Genomic DNA, 18,330 nt, shown 5'->3' with positions numbered 1-18,330 from the left:
ATAGGCTCTCTATATTTACCTGAACTTTTATACACAACTTCAGCTAGCTATATTTTTTTAATTTTCGTCCGGCAAATTGTGATTAATGGTATATTTTATTGTATATTAGATACCTTTATTTACAAGGTCCGCTATTTTTAATGCAACAGTCAAAGTCATTTCCAGTATATAAAATCGTTTATTCTATCTGTGAGCATCCCTATCTTGGCTATCTCATTGAGCCACACATGGTCAAACTCAATCCCAATGGGACTTACTCATTACGATATCAACGTATATTTAGCAATACTGTAGATGCCTATGCTGCAGAATTGGATGAGGTAGACTACAAGCTCATTCGACTGCTCGACGATATCGAACAGACCAACCTCATCAAAAAGTACTATAAAAAAGCAATTAGACCTGTAGACTTTTTCTCTAAAGTTTTTGACAAAAAACTCTATGACCTGTTACGCCCAAAGATTGATGAAAAGATGATTCAATTCTTTGAGTCTATCGGAGATAAACCTCTTTTCATGATGAGTAAAGATGGTTATCCAGCAGATCAGGAAATTAAACGCGCAACATCAGCGGCCTCTATCTTATTTCACTTTCGCCGAACCGAAGAAGAAACACGTTACTTCCCAACTATAAAGTACGAAAACCAGCGCTTGGAGTTTATGTTTAAAAATGCCATTGTATTAACCAATGCACAGGCATGGCTAATTTTAAACAATACACTATACTATTTTGATCAGGCCCTGGAAGGAAAAAAATTGAGTCCCTTTCTCAATAAACGATACATTTCTGTTGGAAGAAGTACCGAAAAAAAATATTTTGAAACTTTTGTCTGTGGATTGATCGAACGCTACCATGTTTATGCCGAGGGTTTTGAAATACAGACACATCAACACCAAGCAATCCCTTTACTTCATTTGATCTACGTTGAAGATGGAGCTTCGCAATTACAGCTGCAATTCAAATATGGTCCCCACACATTCACCGCAGGGGCGGAAAATAAAGTGACCGTCCGAATGGAGTATAATGAGGAGAAGGACCAGTATATCTTCCATCGGGTCAAACGATCTTTACAATGGGAGGAACAACAGCAGGAGAATCTTAAAGCCCTGGGCCTTGAGGATCTGGATCGCCAACTTGGATTACTAGCGCCATCTATTCAATCCGGAAAACGCATTTCAATATTTGATTGGATAAATAATCATCAGGAACAAATAAAGACCCTGGGATTTCAAATTATACAAAACAGTGAACAAAAACGCTTTTTCATCGGACATACCTCATTGGACATCGCTATTGATGAGGATAATGACTGGTTCGATATCAGCGCTATCGCTAAATTCGGCCCCTACGAAATTCCTTTTATTCAGTTAAGAAATCATATTCTAAACAATATCAAAGAATTTACCCTGCCAAATGGTGAAATCGCCATGATCCCCGAAGAATGGTTTGCACAATACAATCACCTCTTTCAGTTTTCTGCCGACAGACATGAGCTTAAATTAAACAAAGTTCATATCGGCCTTCTCTTTGAGATCAGCGAACACACCAAATTGGTTTTCAATCGTAAATTGCAAAATCTTGCTACATTCGAAGAAATTGAAGATATTCCGGAGCCAAAGCACTTCAAAGGTAATCTCCGGCCTTATCAGAAAGCAGGATATAACTGGTTCAACTTTCTGAAACAATATAAATTTGGGGGCTGTCTCGCAGATGACATGGGATTGGGTAAAACCATACAAACCTTAGCCTTATTGCAACAACAAAAAGAACAGATTGTCGATCAGCAGGAAATACATACATCACTCCTGGTATTGCCGACCTCACTTGTTTACAACTGGCAGAAAGAAGCACATCAATTTGCTCCCCAGCTCAAAATCCATCTGCACACGGGAAACAATCGCATCAAAGATGCCTCACTGTTCTCCAAATACGATCTAATTATCACCACCTACGGCATTGCACGTATTGATGAAGATATATTGAATAGCTTCTATTTTAATTATATCATCTTGGATGAAAGCCAGAATATTAAAAATCCGACATCAAAATCCTTTAAGGCCATAAAAAGTCTGAAGAGCAAAAATAAACTGGCTTTAAGCGGAACACCCGTAGAAAACTCTGTTTCTGATCTTTGGGCACAAATGCACTTTACCAATCCCGGTTTATTGGGAAGTTACACCTACTTTCAAAAAGAGTTTGTACAGCCCATTGAAAAGAAAAAGGATGAAGAAAAAGCGCAACGCCTTCAGGCGATTGTCAAACCTTTCATTCTAAGACGTACAAAAGATCAGGTCGCAAAGGAACTGCCGCCCAAAACAGAACAAGTGCTCTATTGTGAAATGACCGATAAACAATCGGAACTTTATGAGAAGGTCAAATCTGAGTATCGCAATGCCATTCTTGATGGACAATTAGACAACAAACCAAAATCAACGCAGATTGCACTATTACAGGGACTGACCAAACTTCGCCAGCTCGCCAATCACCCTAGAATGGTCGACGAGGACTTTTTGGGTGATTCGGGAAAATTTGACGCCGTCATTGAGACCCTTGAAATGGTGATGCAACGAGGAAATAAGGTTCTTATTTTCTCCCAGTTTGTCAAACAGCTCAATATCTTCAGGCAATATTTTGATAAGAAAGGGACAAACTATGCCTACCTGGATGGAGGCACCAAAAACCGCGATGAAGCGGTGAGTCAATTCCGCAAAAACAATAACACCAAATTGTTCTTAATATCGATCAAAGCTGGTGGTGTAGGGCTCAACCTGATTGAAGCGGATTATGTCTTTATACTAGATCCATGGTGGAATCCTGCGGTAGAACAACAAGCCGTTGACCGTTCACATCGTATTGGACAGACACGGAATGTATTTATCTATAAATTTATCAGTAAGGACACCGTAGAGGAGAAAATATTGGCGCTACAGAACCGCAAGAAATCCATTGCACAAAGCCTCATTACAACAGAAGAAAGTTTTATAAAATCACTTTCTCAGGAAGATTTGCACGAGCTTTTGGCATAATCTAAAGCAATCAATTCTTGTATTCATTAATTTTCGACATATAAACCGAAGGACGAATACCCGTTACACGCGTAAAGATGTTACTGAAAGATGATAATTCGTTGTAGCCAATCCGCATAGCGATTTCTAGGATAGAATAGGTATTTTCAGCCATCAGCTCCAAAGCTTTTGCAATGCGTATAGCTCTTAAAAACCGGATATAGCTGATGCCCATGTCTTCCTTAAAAAGTCGTGAAAGGGATCTACTGCTCATTCCAAACTGCGCCGCCACTTGTTCGATAGTAAAGGCTTGATCAATATGCATGTTTAAATATCGAGCGATACGCCGAAGCTTTTCGCTTTTAGGATAAGGATGTTGCATAGGAAATGCATCTATCGGCCGACTCATCTCCGGAATAATAGCCATCATCGCCCTGAGTAAACAATACCTTGAATAGCTGGTCTTTCTACTGATCCCCCCTTCCCAATTCTTCGCAAACAAAAACATCTCACGCATCAGGTCATTGCTTAAAAATATATTGGGATCCAACAGAACCGGGTGAACTCCCTCCTGTTCTTTAAAGTAAAAGCTATACAAGTGAATATGAGAACTGGAACTTTCCAGATGATATGCAGTATTGGCGGGAATCCACATGTAAAACCGCCCCGGCAAATACCAATGTTTCGTGGCAGTAAATATATGTATGATACCACCATCCGCATAAAGTAAACGTGCTTTCCGATGTATATATTCACGGGAATCAATCCGATCTACATGTGTATGACACACATAAAAGTCGTATTGATCGTCATCAATAGCCCCTAGTTGTTCCTGCTCCATAATTTAAAATTACATTTTTTTGCAATCTGGCGCAAATGAACAAATATCCGTCCGACTATACAAAACTAACTCCCATCTACAGCAGTATCTTTGTACACAGTTTCACTCCTTGCTTACGAGAAGTATCCTATAGAGCGCATCAGGGCAGTCTCGATTCAAGAACAATTTGTCATCTTATTTTGGAAATTGCTGGTTGAAACCTTAGATGCAAATCACCCATACCTTAACGGGTAGATCATCTGGAGAATGGATGAAAAAGCAATTAAATATTCATAAAAACAATAATGGGTAAAGAAGAAAATAAAGATAAAACAAAGGGATTTAATAAAGTTTTAGTTGTATTTGCCGCGATCTTACTGCTTGTAGGGATCGGCATTTTGGGTAGACATCTACTATTTACTAGTCAGCACGTAACGACAAACGATGCACAGATAGATCAGTATGTTACACCAGTTGCAAGTCGAATAGCGGGCTTTGTGAAAGAAGTCAGATTTGAAGAAAATCAATATGTACATCGTGGTGACACCTTATTGCTCATCGATGCCAGCGAGTATCAGACCAAAGTAGATATGGCGAATGCCGAACTTCGAAGTAGTCAGCGGAATGCCGAAGTGTTTGTCAAAAGCACAAATGTCACCGCCAATAGTATTTCTGTCCAAAAAGCAAAATTAGAAGCTGCCAAAGTGAGTGTATGGCAAACGGAACAAGATTATAGACGATTTAAAAATTTGTTTGAAGCAGATGCTGTGGCCAAACAACAATACGATAACGCCAAGGCTGTATATGAAATTTCTTTGGCGCAACTCAATGCCATACAGGAAGAATACAACGCTGCACAATTAAATACAAGCAAAGAAAAAGCCAACGAGCTACCTGCCAGAGCAAATATTGATATCAAAAAAGCTGCAAAAAACAATGCTGAGGTCATCCTTTCCTATACGATAGTGACTGCACCTTACGACGGTTTTGTTGGGAAAAGAACAATCCAACCCGGACAATTTGTTAAAGAAGGACAAACTTTAGTCAATGTTGTCAGCGAAGAGAAATGGATAAATGCGAATTTTAGAGAGACCCAACTAGCGAATCTCGCCGAAGGTACCGAGGTGAATATACAAGTAGATGCCTTTCCAAATTTACATCTCAAAGGCATCATTCATTCTTTTTCTCCAGCCTCGGGGTCTAAATTTTCGGCCATACCTCAGGATAACGCAACCGGAAACTTCGTTAAAATCGAACAGCGCATACCGATCAAAATTATATTCTCTCCACAGCAGGATCTAACAAAACTACGTGCTGGAATGAATGTTGTGGTTCATGCAGCCCACCAATCTTAATTATTCATGAGTTCAAACACATCTTTATATTATAAGTGGGTGCCCGAATGGATTAAACTTCCTATGATGATTTTGGCCATGTTTCCGCATCTTATGTTAATGTCCCTTTTTCATTCCAATACAGCTTTTACAGCTTCCACATTAGCGATCGAAATAGAAGATATTCAGTATTTTCTTTCGTTGATGTATGGTGCTATTGTCGTAGCGCTATTGATATTTCAACGGCTATTTGCCTTCTTTCGGGTAAGGACATATATCCTGCTGACCTGTACAGTATCCATCCTTATTTTATTAGCCATTTCTATGACCAGAGATTCCTTCCTCATTGCCGTGCTCCGAGTGATTGAGGGTATTTTCTGTGTACTTGAAGGCGCCTGTTTTCTTCCCTTGCTGATGATGCAGATCAGACATTCCAAAAGCCGTACCATTGCCTATTTCTTCTTGTATACTTTTATGCTAACAGGCGGAACAATAACAACATCCCTCTTAAAAGAAAGTATTATGGATTATGGTTGGGAAGATATGATCCATGTTGTGCTCTATTGGCATTTGATGGTCGTTGCGATTGCTTTGCTTCTCTTGAATAATAACAGATTAAGCCGAAAATTTCCACTTTATCAATTGGATCTGGCCAGCTGTCTCTTTCTACTGCTTTCGTTAAGCTGTGGTGCATATGTATTGATCTATGGCCGTAAATATTATTGGTTCGAACATAACACAATCACAATTAATCTCGCACTTTTCCTAATTTTCGGGGCGCTTTTTGTGATCAAACAATATCTCGTAAGACGACCACTGTTTCATTTTGAAATTTTGAGTTATAAGAACGTTATTTTTGGCGTTATCCTATTTTTTCTATTTTATCTGATCCGGAGCAGTCTCAATAATGTCTACACTGTCATGTCCAATGTTTGGCGGTGGCCCTGGCATTACATTATCGACATCCAATACATTAATGTATTGGGGACCATAGTGGGAGTAGGTGGCTCAGGCATACTGTTATTGCGCGATGTATCACCGAAATACATTTTCGGACTGGGGTTCCTGCTGTTGACAACATCCTGCTTTTTGTTTGTCCCCACGTTCTATCCCGATACCACAGTTTGGGTTATTGGCCTACCACTATTTATTCAGGGAATCGGACAAGGCTGGCTCTTTACGCCACTTGTGATCTATATTATAACAGGGGTTGCTCCACATCATGCGGGCAATGCAGGTTTAATGGGCACGTCCGTTAGATTCTGGAGTACCAATATTGGTTTTGCGCTGATTCAGAACATCACTTACACCTTAAATCAAAAACATTTCATCCAGATCGAACAGCACTTAAATACGGAGAATCCGATCACAGTCGCCTATTGGAGTGCTTTGGTCGAAAAATACGTGGGGACATCCAGTGATCAATTGGCAACTAATCTCGCCAGCAAAAGTCTACATGCAACACTTAGTCAACAGGCATCTCTGATCAGTAATATGGAGATATTTACCTATCTAGGGATATTGGGGGCATTCATCACGCTGATCATTTTTCTATTTGCCCCGGCTAAAGCACTGTTCATGCGATTGAGGATTCCATACCTATAAAAAAAGCTGTTGCAACCTATTGCAACAGCTTTTTTTCTTATATATTAGTGTTTAAGCGTCAAATTCTTGAAGTGCTTTCTTTATACGTTCAATGACTTCGCCTTGACCAAGTAACTCAACAATTTGGAATACATCAGGGCCAAATTTACCGCCTACCAGCATAATCCGGAATGGCATCATCAATTCCCCCATCTTCATTCCCGAATTTTGAATTGCTTCTTTAAAGAATGACTCAAGCTCCGCCGCTTTCCATTCCGTAAATCTTTCAAATGATGTCATCATATTTTCAAAGAATACTGTCTTTTCAACAGACCATTTTGGTTTTACCGCATTCAGGTCGTATTCAACGGGTTGTACAAAAAAGAAAGAAGCTTGGGTCCAGAAATCCTCAACAAAGGTTAAACGCTCTTTGACGGCTGTCAGGACACGGTTTACATAACTCTCCTCAGCTGCTACCTGATGGTGAGTCAATACATCCTTGATCTGAGGCAATAAAGAATCGCTTGAAGAACGTTTAATCCATTCGTGATTGAACCATTTTGCCTTCTCAAAATCAAATTTTGCTCCAGCTTTGCTGATGCGATCGACACTGAATTTCTGGGTTAACTCCTCCAAAGAGAATAGTTCTTGTTCTGTACCATCATTCCAGCCCAATACACCAAGCATATTGACAAAAGCTTCTGGCAAGAATCCCATCTCACGGAACCCTTTGGTTGTATCGCCAGACTTGGCATCCGTCCAATTCATGGCATATACAGGGAATCCTAGACGGTCTCCATCACGTTTACTTAATTTTCCATTACCATCAGGCTTAAGGATTAACGGGAGATGTGCCCATTGTGGCATACTATCCGCCCATCCCAGGTATTCCCACAATAGAATATGAATCGGCGCAGAAGGCAACCATTCTTCACCACGGAAAACATGCGAGATCTCCATCGCCTTATCATCCACAACCACGGCTAAGTGATATGTTGGCATTCCATCTGCTTTAAGCAAAACCTTATCATCGACAAGATTGGTATCAAAAGCGACTTTCCCACGGATCATATCTGTGAAAGACAACGTTTCATCCGTTGGAATCTTTATTCGGATTGTATGCGGTGTTCCCGCCTCCAATAATTGTTGAGTTTCGGTCTCACTCAGGCTCAAAGAATTACGCAATTTCAACCTATTTTCATGGCTATAGCGGAAGTTAGGTTGTAGCTTCCGTTGCTCTTCCAATTCCTCTGCTGTATCAAACGCATAATAAGCGTAACCATTCGCGATCAACTGTTCAGCATATTTGCGGTAAGACGGTTTTCGTTCACTTTGACGGTAAGGGCCATATTGACCACCTTGCAACGGACTTTCATCTGGAGTCAGGCCACACCAAGCTAAACATTCGTTGATATACTCCTCGGCTCCTGGGACAAAACGAGTTTGATCCGTATCCTCGACACGTAAAATAAAATCTCCCTGATGCTGACGTGCATAGAGAAAATTAAACAAAGCTGTACGTACGCCTCCAAGGTGCAGACCACCAGTAGGACTCGGTGCAAATCGCACTCTTACTCTTCTTTCTGAACTCATGCCGCAAAATTACCACAAAATTTTTGATTTGGATAACAGGATAACTTCTAAGGTGAAATAAAAGTGCAGAAAACAGACATTTATTCATTAATTTGCAATAGAGTACACAAATAAGGAATCATGAAACCCTCTCAGATAAGCCAACAACGCTGGAAATTTATTTTACTCATCTTTGCGGCAATCATTGCCATCGCATCATTGGTTTACACCAATTACCTTGTCCGAAATCTTGCCCACGCCGAACGTTCAAAAGCCGAAGTATGGGCCATGAGCACCAAAAATATTATGACCATGCCAGATGTCGACGATGAATTCATTACATTCATCTATGCTGTCAGGGATAGCTTAAATTTGCCGGCAATTATTACAGACGATAAAAACGATATTATTTTCTGGCGCAATCTGGATTCCACCAAGACCAATATTAAGCCGATCCATGACGACAGTGTTACAAACAACCTGGATTATGACCCCGCTTATTTCCAGAAACAGCTTGCCTTTATGAAGAAGAGTCATCCCCCCATTACCTTGGAATTGGAAAATGGTCAAAAATGGCATGTTTACTACAAAGATTCCTGGTTTTTGCAACAATTGCGTGTATTCCCCTATGTCCAACTATCGCTGATCGCCCTCTTCCTTATTATTGCTTATACAGTTTTCAATTCTATTCGAAAATCCGAGCAGAATCTAGTCTGGGTGGGACTGACAAAAGAAGCCGCCCATCAGCTGGGCACCCCGATATCTTCATTAATGGGCTGGCTGGAGCTTATTCGGATCAAATTTGACGCCGAAGAAGACGATACGCTCAATGAAATGGAAAACGATATTAAAAGATTAGAAATCGTGGCTGATCGTTTTTCGAAAATAGGGTCAACCCCCGTCTTAACCAATCACAACCTCTATAAGGTCATCAAAAATTACATGGATTATTTCCGAATACGGACCAGCAACAAGATCATATTCGAATTACATGGAGATACACATGTGGAGGCCAAACTTAATATTCCACTCTTCGATTGGATCATTGAAAATTTATTAAAAAACGGGGTAAATGCTATTGGTACAGAGGGAAAGATAACTGTTAATATTTCAGAAAATATTGCGAAAGAAGAAATTTTTATAGACATTAGTGATACGGGCAAAGGAATTCCAAGGTTAAATTTTGAATCTGTCTTCCAGCCAGGTTTTACAACACGCAAAAGAGGTTGGGGACTTGGCCTGAGCCTAACCAAACGAATGGTACGATATCATCAAGGACAAATCTTTGTTAAAGAATCTGAAATAGGTAAAGGAACAACATTTCGAATAATCTTAAAAAGCAACTTAAAATATGAAGCCACTCAAATCTGACGAATATCCGGCAGTATACGCGCCCTATATTGAGACTGTAGTCGATAACGTATTAGATGCATTGGAAGAACAGACGCTCTCCTTTCCTGCATTTCTGGATGCTATTCCAGAAGAAAGAGGCAATTTCAAATATGCCGAAGATAAATGGACAATCAAAGAGGTCGTCGGACATGTTATCGACAATGAGCGTATCATGGCCTACCGTGCTTTACGTTTTTCGCGCAACGATCTCAAAGAGCTCGCAGGGTATGACCAGGACTACCTTATTCAATATTCCCGTTACAATGACCGTACTTTGGAAAGTCTAAGTAAGGAATTTACTTACCTACGCAAAGCCAACTTAATGTTGTTCAACAGCTTTAACGACGCAGAATTAGAACGCAAGGGCATGGCCTCAGAGCGGCTCACGAGTGTCAAAGCATTATTGTATGTGATTGCCGGGCACCTCAATCATCACCGCATTATCATTCAAGAACGTTATTTAAATTCAGACGATGTCAAAAATTTGGTTTCAGCCTTACAACATTGAGGAAATAAATGTCTTTTTCAATAAATACCTCTCGGGTTTATTGGAAATCAAGGCAACCGAAATAGATGATAACAGTATTACAGCAACCATGCCGGTCACAGATAATGTGAAACAACCCCATGGCATTCTGCATGGTGGCGCCTCAGTAGTCCTGGCAGAATCTTTAGGGAGTATTGCGTCCAATTTGGTGGTTGACCCCGACAAATACCGGGGGGTAGGACTCGAAGTGAACGCAAATCACATCCGCCCGGTAAGTAGTGGAGTTATCACAGCAAAATGTAGCCCGATACATATTGGTCGGTCAACCCACATCTGGGAGATAAAAATGTACGATCGCTTCAATAAATTGAATTGTATCTCAAGACTTACAGTAGCTATTGTACCAAAGTAAACCGCAGTCTGCTAACTCGATTTATCAATCCCATGTAATTCGAAATCAACAATATTTGCAACTAAAGAAGGATAATTTTCACAATTTATTCTTCTTTTTTTTGCCAAATAATTATCAAAATACCCCTTTATTTATTTCCGATATTCAAGAAAATTAAGTAGTCTTGTAAGATGGATATTTTAAAAATCAACAAAAATAGCATGCAATCGTTTGTCTAAAGCTGTTTTTTTGACTGGTTTCCAATCCGTGAACGATAACTTAACTAAATATAATTAAAAAAATGACCACTAATCCTAATTCGGGTAAAACAGCGATAGTCCCTATGCTTATTTGCTGTGCATTATTTTTTATTCTGGGGTATATCACCTGGGCCAATGGGGCATTGATTCCATTTGTACGATTGGCATTTAATTTGGAGACAGATACGCAAGCGTTTTTAATCCTTTTTGCATCGTATATCGCCTATTTTTTCCTTGCATTGCCGAGTTCATGGATTTTAGGTAAAATAGGTTTTAAAAATGGCCTTGTTGCGAGTTTGGTCTTAATTATTATTGGTGCGCTTATTATTATTCCGGCCGCATCAAACCTAAGCTATCAGCTCTTCCTTGTTGCAATCTTTGTTCAAGCTTCAGGTATGGCACTATTGCAGACCGCGATCAATCCATACCTCAGTATCATCGGACCAATAGAAAGTGCAGCCCAACGGATCTCTATTGTAGGGATTTTCAATAAAACAGCAGGTATGATTGTACCAGTGGTTTTGGGAAGCATTCTATTAAAAGATTACGACAATATTTCCAGCAAAATCAAAGAACTTAAAGCTGGTGCAGAGCACGATGCTTTACTAGCTGAATTATCGGAGAGACTTCACGGTCCCTATATTGGTGTAGCCATTGGTGTTGCGATTCTAGCTATTGTCGTATTCGCCGTAAAAATGCCAGAGGTGGATGTTAATAAGGAAGAAGAAACAACAGATGAAGCTGCTGTAACAATCACAAAAAAGACAAGTATATTCCAATTTCCACATCTATTTTTAGGATTTCTCGCTATTTTCTTCTGTGTAGCAGTGGAAGTGATGGCGGGTGACATCATCGGAACTTATGGACGATTATTGTCATTACCCCCATTTTTTGTTAAATATGGTACAACTTTCACGCTTGTCTGCATGCTTGTTGGTTATTTTATTGGTATTATTTCTATTCCAAAATTTGTATCGCAACAGACAGCTTTGCGTATTTGTACAATTGTCGGAATTACATTCACTGCAATTTCTGCATTTTCTACAGGTCTTACGTCCTATATCTTTGTTGCCTTATTAGGTATCGCAAATGCATTGATGTGGCCAGCTATTTTCCCACTAGGAATTAAAGGACTGGGACGATTTACAAAAACAGGATCTGGTATTATGATTATGGGTATTGCCGGAGGAGCAATATGGCCTTTGATTTATGGTTATCTGAAAGACACCTTACATGTTGATTTTCAACATGCATTTCTCTTTGCAATGGTTCCAGCGTACTTATATATCTTGTTCTTTGCTACGAAAGGACACAAAATCGGAAAAGAAAATTAATATCAAAACGAAATATTGGTATAACGAAAGGGCATCTAAAAAATAGATGCCCTTTTTTGTGAAATTCTTCCTATTTTTAAGTGATGAATCTTCGTTCGATTGTAACAGGGTTCATTCCACATGCCATGATGTAGAGTGCCTCATCCGAAATAAATGAGCCTCAACCATTAATTCGCAAAATTCTATATTCATAAATAATCGAGCAAACAAGCTCACAATGTAATTATCGAACAAATGAAAAAGAAATTCTTTGCCATTGCCTTTGCAGCAGCCCTGATGTTTACTGCAAATGAATCCTTTGCTCAGTTAAAACTACCTGCAGCAAGTAGTGCTCAAACAATCACACAGGGATTAGGGATTGAAAATGTAACTCTAAACTATAGTCGTCCAAGCATGAACGGCCGTAAGATTTTTGGTGAACTCGTACCTTACAATGAAGTATGGCGTACAGGTGCCAATACCAACACAACCTTAACATTTGAAGGCGATGTTAGCCTAAATGGACACAAACTCACTGCGGGAACCTATGCATTATTTACCATTCCTAATAAGAATGAATGGACTGTTATTATTAGCAAGAATACCAAGCAATGGGGTGCCTACACCTACAATCAATCTGAAGATGCATTTCGTTTCAATGTGAAACCGCAAAACTTGAGCTCTCCGGTCGAAACATTTACGATCTCTTTCGACAACGTTACACCGACAGATGCCGTATTAACTCTTGCATGGGAGAAAACAGCAATAAAAGTTGATCTTAAAGTCAATCAACAGGCAAAAATTATCGCTTCCATTGATGAAGCCATGAAAGGTGAGAAAAAACCTTATTTCGCCGCTGCCCAATATTATTTCAACAACAATCTGGATCAAAATAAAGCATTAACCTGGTTTGACGAAGCGGCCAAAGCACAGCCTAAGGCTGCCCACGTATTATACTGGAAAGCAAAAGCACAATTAAAAGCCGGCGATAAAAAAGGCGCTATAGAAACCGCGACGAAAGGAGTTGAGGTCGCTACTGAAGGTAAAAATAGCGAATACATCAAATTGAATACACAAATAATCAATGCTGCAAAAAAATAACGCATTGAAAACTCTATAACGAAAATGGGGGTATCCGACTTTTTGGATACCCCCATTTTTTGTTAATTTCTTTCCTATGCCTCTCCCCGCTCTTTTCGAATATCCAATGCGCAGACCCTCCTATTTACTTTTGCCCAACTTCATTTTTATAACTCATCTTTTAGCAGTTGTTCTAGTTCTTCGGGCGAAACATTCATGTTCACATTACCGTCCTTTGCGAAAGAGATTTCCCCAGTTTCCTCGGAGACAATGACCGCTATGGCATCGGAGATTTCGGTCACCCCAATTGCCGCACGGTGCCGCAAGCCAAATTGTAGTGGTAAATCCTCACTATCTGACAATGGCAGTACACAGGAAGCCGTCATAATCTTGAAATCGACAATCACGACCGCCCCATCATGCAGGGGGCTATTTTTATGAAATATACTCTCAATAAGACGTTTTGAAATATGTGCATCGATATACTCACCACTGCTCTGATAATATTCCTCATCAAAATATTTTGAGAAAACCAAAAGTGCCCCGGTTCGTGTACGCGACATACTTCTGCAGGCTTCCACAACCGGCCTTAAATCCTCCGTCAGGTCCTTCTGTATAGCTTTCTTATTCCCTAAAAAGGACCAGAAAACCTTTTTTCGCTTCATCGATATATTCTTACCCACATGAAGCAAAAAGCGTCTGATTTCCTGTTGGAATACCACAATAAGCGCAATGGATCCTACAGATATAAATCCACCAAATATTTCGGTCAATAGACGCATGTGCATCTGTTTGACAACGATATAGACCCCATAAAACAAGGCAACGCCGATCAAGATATTCACGGCAATGGTACCCCGAATCAGACTATAGATATAGTAGATAATAATCGCCACCAATATAATATCGATAACGTCCAATAGGCGAAAGCCACTAAACAAGCTATAATCGATTCCATCCATATATGCAAGTTAAAAAAAAATAGATATTATTCGTATTTTTACCGTATAACATACAGGAAAATGACTAGACTTTCAGTAAATATCAATAAAATTGCAACGCTCAGAAACTCCAGAGGGGGTAATAACCCCAATCTCGTAGCTGCTGCATTAGCCTGTGAACGTTTTGGGGCACAAGGCATCACTGTACACCCAAGGCCAGACGAAAGGCATATCCGCTATCAGGATGTATTTGACTTAAAAGCCGAAATTCAGACCGAACTCAATATCGAGGGTAATTGCCAGGAGCAGAAATTTATTGACCTTGTACTGGCCAACAAACCTGCTCAGGTAACCTTGGTTCCTGATACCGAAGGCCAGCTGACTTCCAATCACGGCTGGGACACCATCAAAAACAAAGCCTATCTACAGGATATGTGCCAATTGTTCAAAGATGCTGGCATCCGTGTATCAATCTTTGTAGATCCCGTGGAGGAAATGGTCGAAGCGGCAGCAGAAACGGGGACAGATCGGATAGAGTTATATACCGAAGGTTTTGCCAGCGAATATGGCTTTGATAAAGAAGCCGCCATCAGACCTTACTTCAAAGCCGCATTAAAAGCACGCGAGGTTGGCTTAGGTTTAAATGCAGGCCATGACCTAGATTTAAACAATCTCCAGTATTTCAATCAACATATACCTGAATTACTGGAAGTGAGCATTGGACATGCCTTGATTTCAGATGCCCTATACCTTGGACTTGAGGAAACAATCAAACGTTATTTGACCTGTCTAAAATAAACGATACGACGAAGGCTTGATGCCTTAAACAATAAATATTGCAAATAAAAAAGGCTTTCCTGTGGGAAAGCCCTTTTTTTGACTCACGTCCGCTATAAAAAGAAAATGATTTCTTCGTTATAGTGACTATTAGTGAATTCCTTTAAATATACGGTTCCAACGGATTTTAGTCAGTCCCGAACCTATTTCATCCCAGCTCATCCAGGTGAACAATGCTTTACCTACAATATGGTCTTCAGGCACAAATCCCCATCCTCTTGAATCCAGGGAATTGTGACGGTTATCTCCCATCATCCAGAAATAGTCCATTTTAAAGGTATAGTTATCCGCTTTAACATCGTTGATGTAGATACCATCGGTACGTTTCTCCAATTTGTTATTTTCATAAACGCGAATGGCGCGCTCATAGATTGGTAAGGTCTGAGCATTCAAAGCAACAGTCCAGCCTTTTTTCGGAATCAAGATAGGTCCAAAGTTATCAAAATCCCACTTATACTGAGGATCGTACGGATAAGCACCCTCACCAGCTGGACTTCTTCTGATTTCCTTTACATTTGACCATGACTTCACAAGTGCGACCTCATCATCTGTCATATACAGCTCATATACACCTGGTTGCTGATCAGATCCACCACCTTCGATACGTAATTCACGTAGACGTTCCATATCCAATGGCGTACCATCTGTCAACACATAATAATTCAACTGGCTTTCAGGCGGATCAAATCCCGGTTGATCATTGATAAAGAGCTTAGCATCCTTCATTGAAATCTTATCTCCGGGCAATCCGACGCACCGCTTGATATAATTTTCACGTTTATCTATTGGCCGGGCCTGAATGGTAAACTGCGAATTAACGGTCTGCCAGCCATAGGCTCTGACCAGGTCATAGTAACTTGCATTCTGGTTTTCCAAGGCTACTGTATCACCTGCAGGGAAATTAAAGACAACGACATCATTTCGTTCTATCTTTTGAAAGCCCGGCAATCGTTTGTAAGGCAACTCAATCAACTCAGAGTAAGCCTTTCCACCTGTTATTGGCATCGTATGATGCGCAAAAGGAAAAGCAATTGGCGTATTAGGCACACGAGGGCCATAATTCAATTTACTCACAAATAAGAAATCCCCAATCAATAAGGTACGTTCCATTGATCCTGTCGGGATCATATACGCCTCGATTAAAAATCCGCGGATAAGTGATGCCGCAACAGTTGCAAATACGATTGCATCAGCCCATTCACGCACCATAGATTTCTTATAAGGATATTTGATTTTATATTCCTTATAGGAGGCTTGTTCGATTTCCGCAAGCTTCTCTTCGGTCAATTCCACACCTTCCTGTGCAGCGGTCTTCAGGTTTTTAGCATACAAACCATTCAAGAAACGCACGTTAGTATCTTTTGCCCACATGGGCAACACGATAAATGGCACCAAAACAGCAGCAGCATTCTCCCAAAAGCGACGCTTGCCAAAACAATGGATAAAGTCGAGGTAAAGGTTATAGAAGACAAAAATATTGACTATTGGAATCAACAATAAGATCACCCACCAGGTTGGTCTTCCTGTTAATTTAGCCTGTATATATTGACTATAAAAAGGTACGATTGCTTCCCAGCCTTTTCTGCCAGCTTTAACAAACAATTGCCACAATCCATATCCCGCTATTGCCGTTAAAACCGCAAAGATAATTAACCACATAATCTATTAATTAGTACTATTTATTAAAATCAAAAATTTCAGTTACTTGATAGAATCCTTTCTTACCATTCAACCATTCGGCGGCTACGACAGCGCCCAACGCAAAGCCATCACGACTATGCGCAGTATGTTTAAATTCTATTTGATCCACTTCAGAACTGTACAGCACGGTATGTGTACCCGGAACTTCCTCAATCCGATGGCTCTCGATGAGAAGTTCTTGTGGTTTAGGAATAATTTCATCTTGCTCGCCCACAACAGTATTGACCCAGTTTGTTTTCACATCACTGTGATCCAAGATACCCTCTGCAATGGTAATCGCAGTACCACTAGGGGCATCTAATTTGTGGATATGGTGGATTTCTTCCACTTGAACATCATATTGTTTATAAGGTTGTAGGGCTTCCGCCAACATACGGTTGATATGAAAAAATACATTCACACCAATCGAATAATTTGAACCATATAAAATTGTTCCATCTGAGTCCAGACATTTTTCCCTGATACTTTCCAATTGATCATACCAGCCTGTTGTCCCCACTACAATTGGTACACCTGCTTCCAAACAGAGGTTCATATTATCCAAAGCAGCAGATGGCACACTAAAATCAATAGCTACATCAGCTCCCTTGATATCATCAACTGTCAGGCCGGGACGATTATTTTCATCCACAATTAAAAAAATCTGATGGCCCCTTTTCAGTGCATACCTTTCGATAATCTGCCCCATTTTGCCATATCCCAAGAGAATGATGTTCATATATCTAGAAAATAAAGTATAGTTTATTTTTAAAATTAAAAAATTCCATTGAAAAACAGACACAAAACCGTGATTAACAACGATTTTTTATTGAAAGTGTCCGTATTCAAAGACCAATAAGAACCCTATGTCGTCGGACATTGCACTTGCTGCAAGCTTCCGCGAGAGGTTTTTAATTGAATTTCATGGACAACTTTAATCCGACTGTAGGTTTAAAAGTAAACGATCCAGATGCGAGACTTGCATCCATTAATGTAGGTCCGATAGAAAAAGCTGTCTTTTTGGGTTTGTCATCACCGATACTCCAGCGATATTTTAGCATAGAATCAATATACGCTTCGGCAACGTTCAATCCATAGACGCCGAGCGTTAGCAGTACCATCAGATCCCTGTTTCGTCTTGCATTGTCCTTTGCCCGTATAATTGACTGATCTGGGATTCTTTCATAAAAAGGATCTACTGGTCGACCTTCCGCCCTATCTTGTAATACACCCAAAAGTTCTTTGTAATATTTATTATTGAAATCAAAAACGAGCACTGTAGTTGCCAATCCACCATAGATCACAGGCACTTTAATCCACCATACACCACCGTTGGTATACTGACCCCAGCCAGGGAGTACCAAAGAACGTTTCCAGGCCTGTTTATTCTTTGCTTCAATAGCTAAGCGGGTTGAATCTTTAAAAACGACCTTCTCCTTCGCTTTGGCCTCCTCCTTTTCACGCTTTTTACGCTCTTTCCGGGATTCCTTTTTAACAGTGTCCTGTGCTGATTTTGGTTTCAAACTTTCTGCTTTAACAGTTTGAACCTGTTTTTTTGGAATTGTATCGACAGTCTGCGCTTGTACGATCAGTACAGCAAATACGGCAAAAAGCAGACTTATTAATTTGGTCAT

Annotated in this window: 15 protein-coding genes; 9 read left to right on the top strand and 6 right to left on the bottom strand. The window is 40.1% G+C overall.

The features are described 5' to 3' along the window. Positions 1–140: 140 nt before the first annotated feature. The gene (locus OGI71_RS21695; RefSeq protein ID WP_282251869.1) at positions 141–3,026 is read left to right on the top strand and encodes a DEAD/DEAH box helicase; all 2,886 of its coding nucleotides are present in this window, start codon (positions 141–143) and stop codon (positions 3,024–3,026) included. A gap of 10 nt (positions 3,027–3,036) precedes the next feature. Here the strand turns inward: OGI71_RS21695 and OGI71_RS21690 are convergent, their stop codons facing one another. Then, a complete protein-coding gene (locus tag OGI71_RS21690; RefSeq protein ID WP_282251867.1) occupies positions 3,037–3,846 on the bottom strand; it encodes an AraC family transcriptional regulator in 810 nt (269 codons plus the stop codon). 284 nt (positions 3,847–4,130) lie between these two features. On the opposite strand from OGI71_RS21690, the gene OGI71_RS21685 reads away from it, so the two are divergent. Further along, on the top strand, positions 4,131–5,180 hold the full coding sequence (locus tag OGI71_RS21685; protein ID WP_282251865.1) for an HlyD family secretion protein: 1,050 nt from the start codon (positions 4,131–4,133) through the stop codon (positions 5,178–5,180). Positions 5,181–5,186: 6 nt separating this feature from the next. Then, entirely contained in the window at positions 5,187–6,764 is a 1,578-nt protein-coding gene (locus tag OGI71_RS21680; protein WP_282251863.1) for an MFS transporter, read from the top strand. Between the two features lie 51 nt (positions 6,765–6,815). On the opposite strand, the gene gltX is transcribed toward OGI71_RS21680, so the two are convergent. Continuing rightward, on the bottom strand, positions 6,816–8,336 hold the full coding sequence (gene gltX, locus OGI71_RS21675) for a glutamate--tRNA ligase (RefSeq protein WP_282251861.1): 1,521 nt from the start codon (positions 8,334–8,336) through the stop codon (positions 6,816–6,818). 120 nt (positions 8,337–8,456) lie between these two features. Between gltX and OGI71_RS21670 the strand changes: the two genes are divergently transcribed. The 5 genes from OGI71_RS21670 to OGI71_RS21650 all read left to right on the top strand — a co-directional run bounded on the left by OGI71_RS21670 (position 8,457) and on the right by OGI71_RS21650 (position 13,259). After that, positions 8,457–9,686, top strand: coding sequence for a HAMP domain-containing sensor histidine kinase (locus OGI71_RS21670; RefSeq protein ID WP_282251859.1), 1,230 nt, complete (start codon positions 8,457–8,459; stop codon positions 9,684–9,686). Further along, entirely contained in the window at positions 9,667–10,215 is a 549-nt protein-coding gene (locus OGI71_RS21665) for a DinB family protein (protein WP_120260317.1), read from the top strand. The genes OGI71_RS21670 and OGI71_RS21665 overlap by 20 nt, the downstream gene beginning before the upstream one ends. Then, entirely contained in the window at positions 10,181–10,606 is a 426-nt protein-coding gene (locus OGI71_RS21660) for a hotdog fold thioesterase (protein WP_282251855.1), read from the top strand. Before OGI71_RS21665 ends, OGI71_RS21660 begins: the two co-directional genes overlap by 35 nt. Before the next feature lie 280 nt (positions 10,607–10,886). Continuing rightward, positions 10,887–12,179: a glucose/galactose MFS transporter gene (gluP, locus tag OGI71_RS21655; RefSeq protein ID WP_282251854.1), complete on the top strand. Its 1,293-nt coding sequence runs from the start codon at positions 10,887–10,889 to the stop codon at positions 12,177–12,179. A gap of 234 nt (positions 12,180–12,413) precedes the next feature. Continuing rightward, positions 12,414–13,259 (top strand): DUF2911 domain-containing protein, encoded by an 846-nt coding sequence (locus tag OGI71_RS21650; RefSeq protein ID WP_282251852.1) that lies wholly within the window; start codon positions 12,414–12,416, stop codon positions 13,257–13,259. A gap of 146 nt (positions 13,260–13,405) precedes the next feature. Here the strand turns inward: OGI71_RS21650 and cdaA are convergent, their stop codons facing one another. Next, complete coding sequence (gene cdaA / locus OGI71_RS21645) at positions 13,406–14,200, bottom strand: diadenylate cyclase CdaA (protein ID WP_181390572.1); 795 nt, start codon at positions 14,198–14,200, stop codon at positions 13,406–13,408. A 60-nt stretch (positions 14,201–14,260) separates the two neighbouring features. Here cdaA and OGI71_RS21640 point away from each other — a divergent pair, with 60 nt between their 5' ends. Then, the gene (locus OGI71_RS21640; protein WP_282251851.1) at positions 14,261–14,977 is read left to right on the top strand and encodes a pyridoxine 5'-phosphate synthase; all 717 of its coding nucleotides are present in this window, start codon (positions 14,261–14,263) and stop codon (positions 14,975–14,977) included. Between the two features lie 129 nt (positions 14,978–15,106). Here OGI71_RS21640 and lepB read toward each other — a convergent pair whose 3' ends face one another. The 3 genes from lepB to OGI71_RS21625 all read right to left on the bottom strand — a co-directional run bounded on the left by lepB (position 15,107) and on the right by OGI71_RS21625 (position 18,330). Then, the gene (gene lepB, locus OGI71_RS21635; RefSeq protein ID WP_282251850.1) at positions 15,107–16,675 is read right to left on the bottom strand and encodes a signal peptidase I; all 1,569 of its coding nucleotides are present in this window, start codon (positions 16,673–16,675) and stop codon (positions 15,107–15,109) included. 16 nt (positions 16,676–16,691) lie between these two features. Continuing rightward, positions 16,692–17,435: a 4-hydroxy-tetrahydrodipicolinate reductase gene (gene dapB / locus OGI71_RS21630; RefSeq protein WP_259179809.1), complete on the bottom strand. Its 744-nt coding sequence runs from the start codon at positions 17,433–17,435 to the stop codon at positions 16,692–16,694. Positions 17,436–17,607: 172 nt separating this feature from the next. Beyond that, positions 17,608–18,330 (bottom strand): DUF5683 domain-containing protein, encoded by a 723-nt coding sequence (locus OGI71_RS21625; protein ID WP_282251847.1) that lies wholly within the window; start codon positions 18,328–18,330, stop codon positions 17,608–17,610.

Source organism: Sphingobacterium sp. ML3W (assembly GCF_029542085.1).
Classification (GTDB): Bacteria; Bacteroidota; Bacteroidia; order Sphingobacteriales; family Sphingobacteriaceae; genus Sphingobacterium.
Note: the sequence above shows the minus strand (reverse complement) of the source record. Positions and strands in the feature narration are given on the sequence as shown.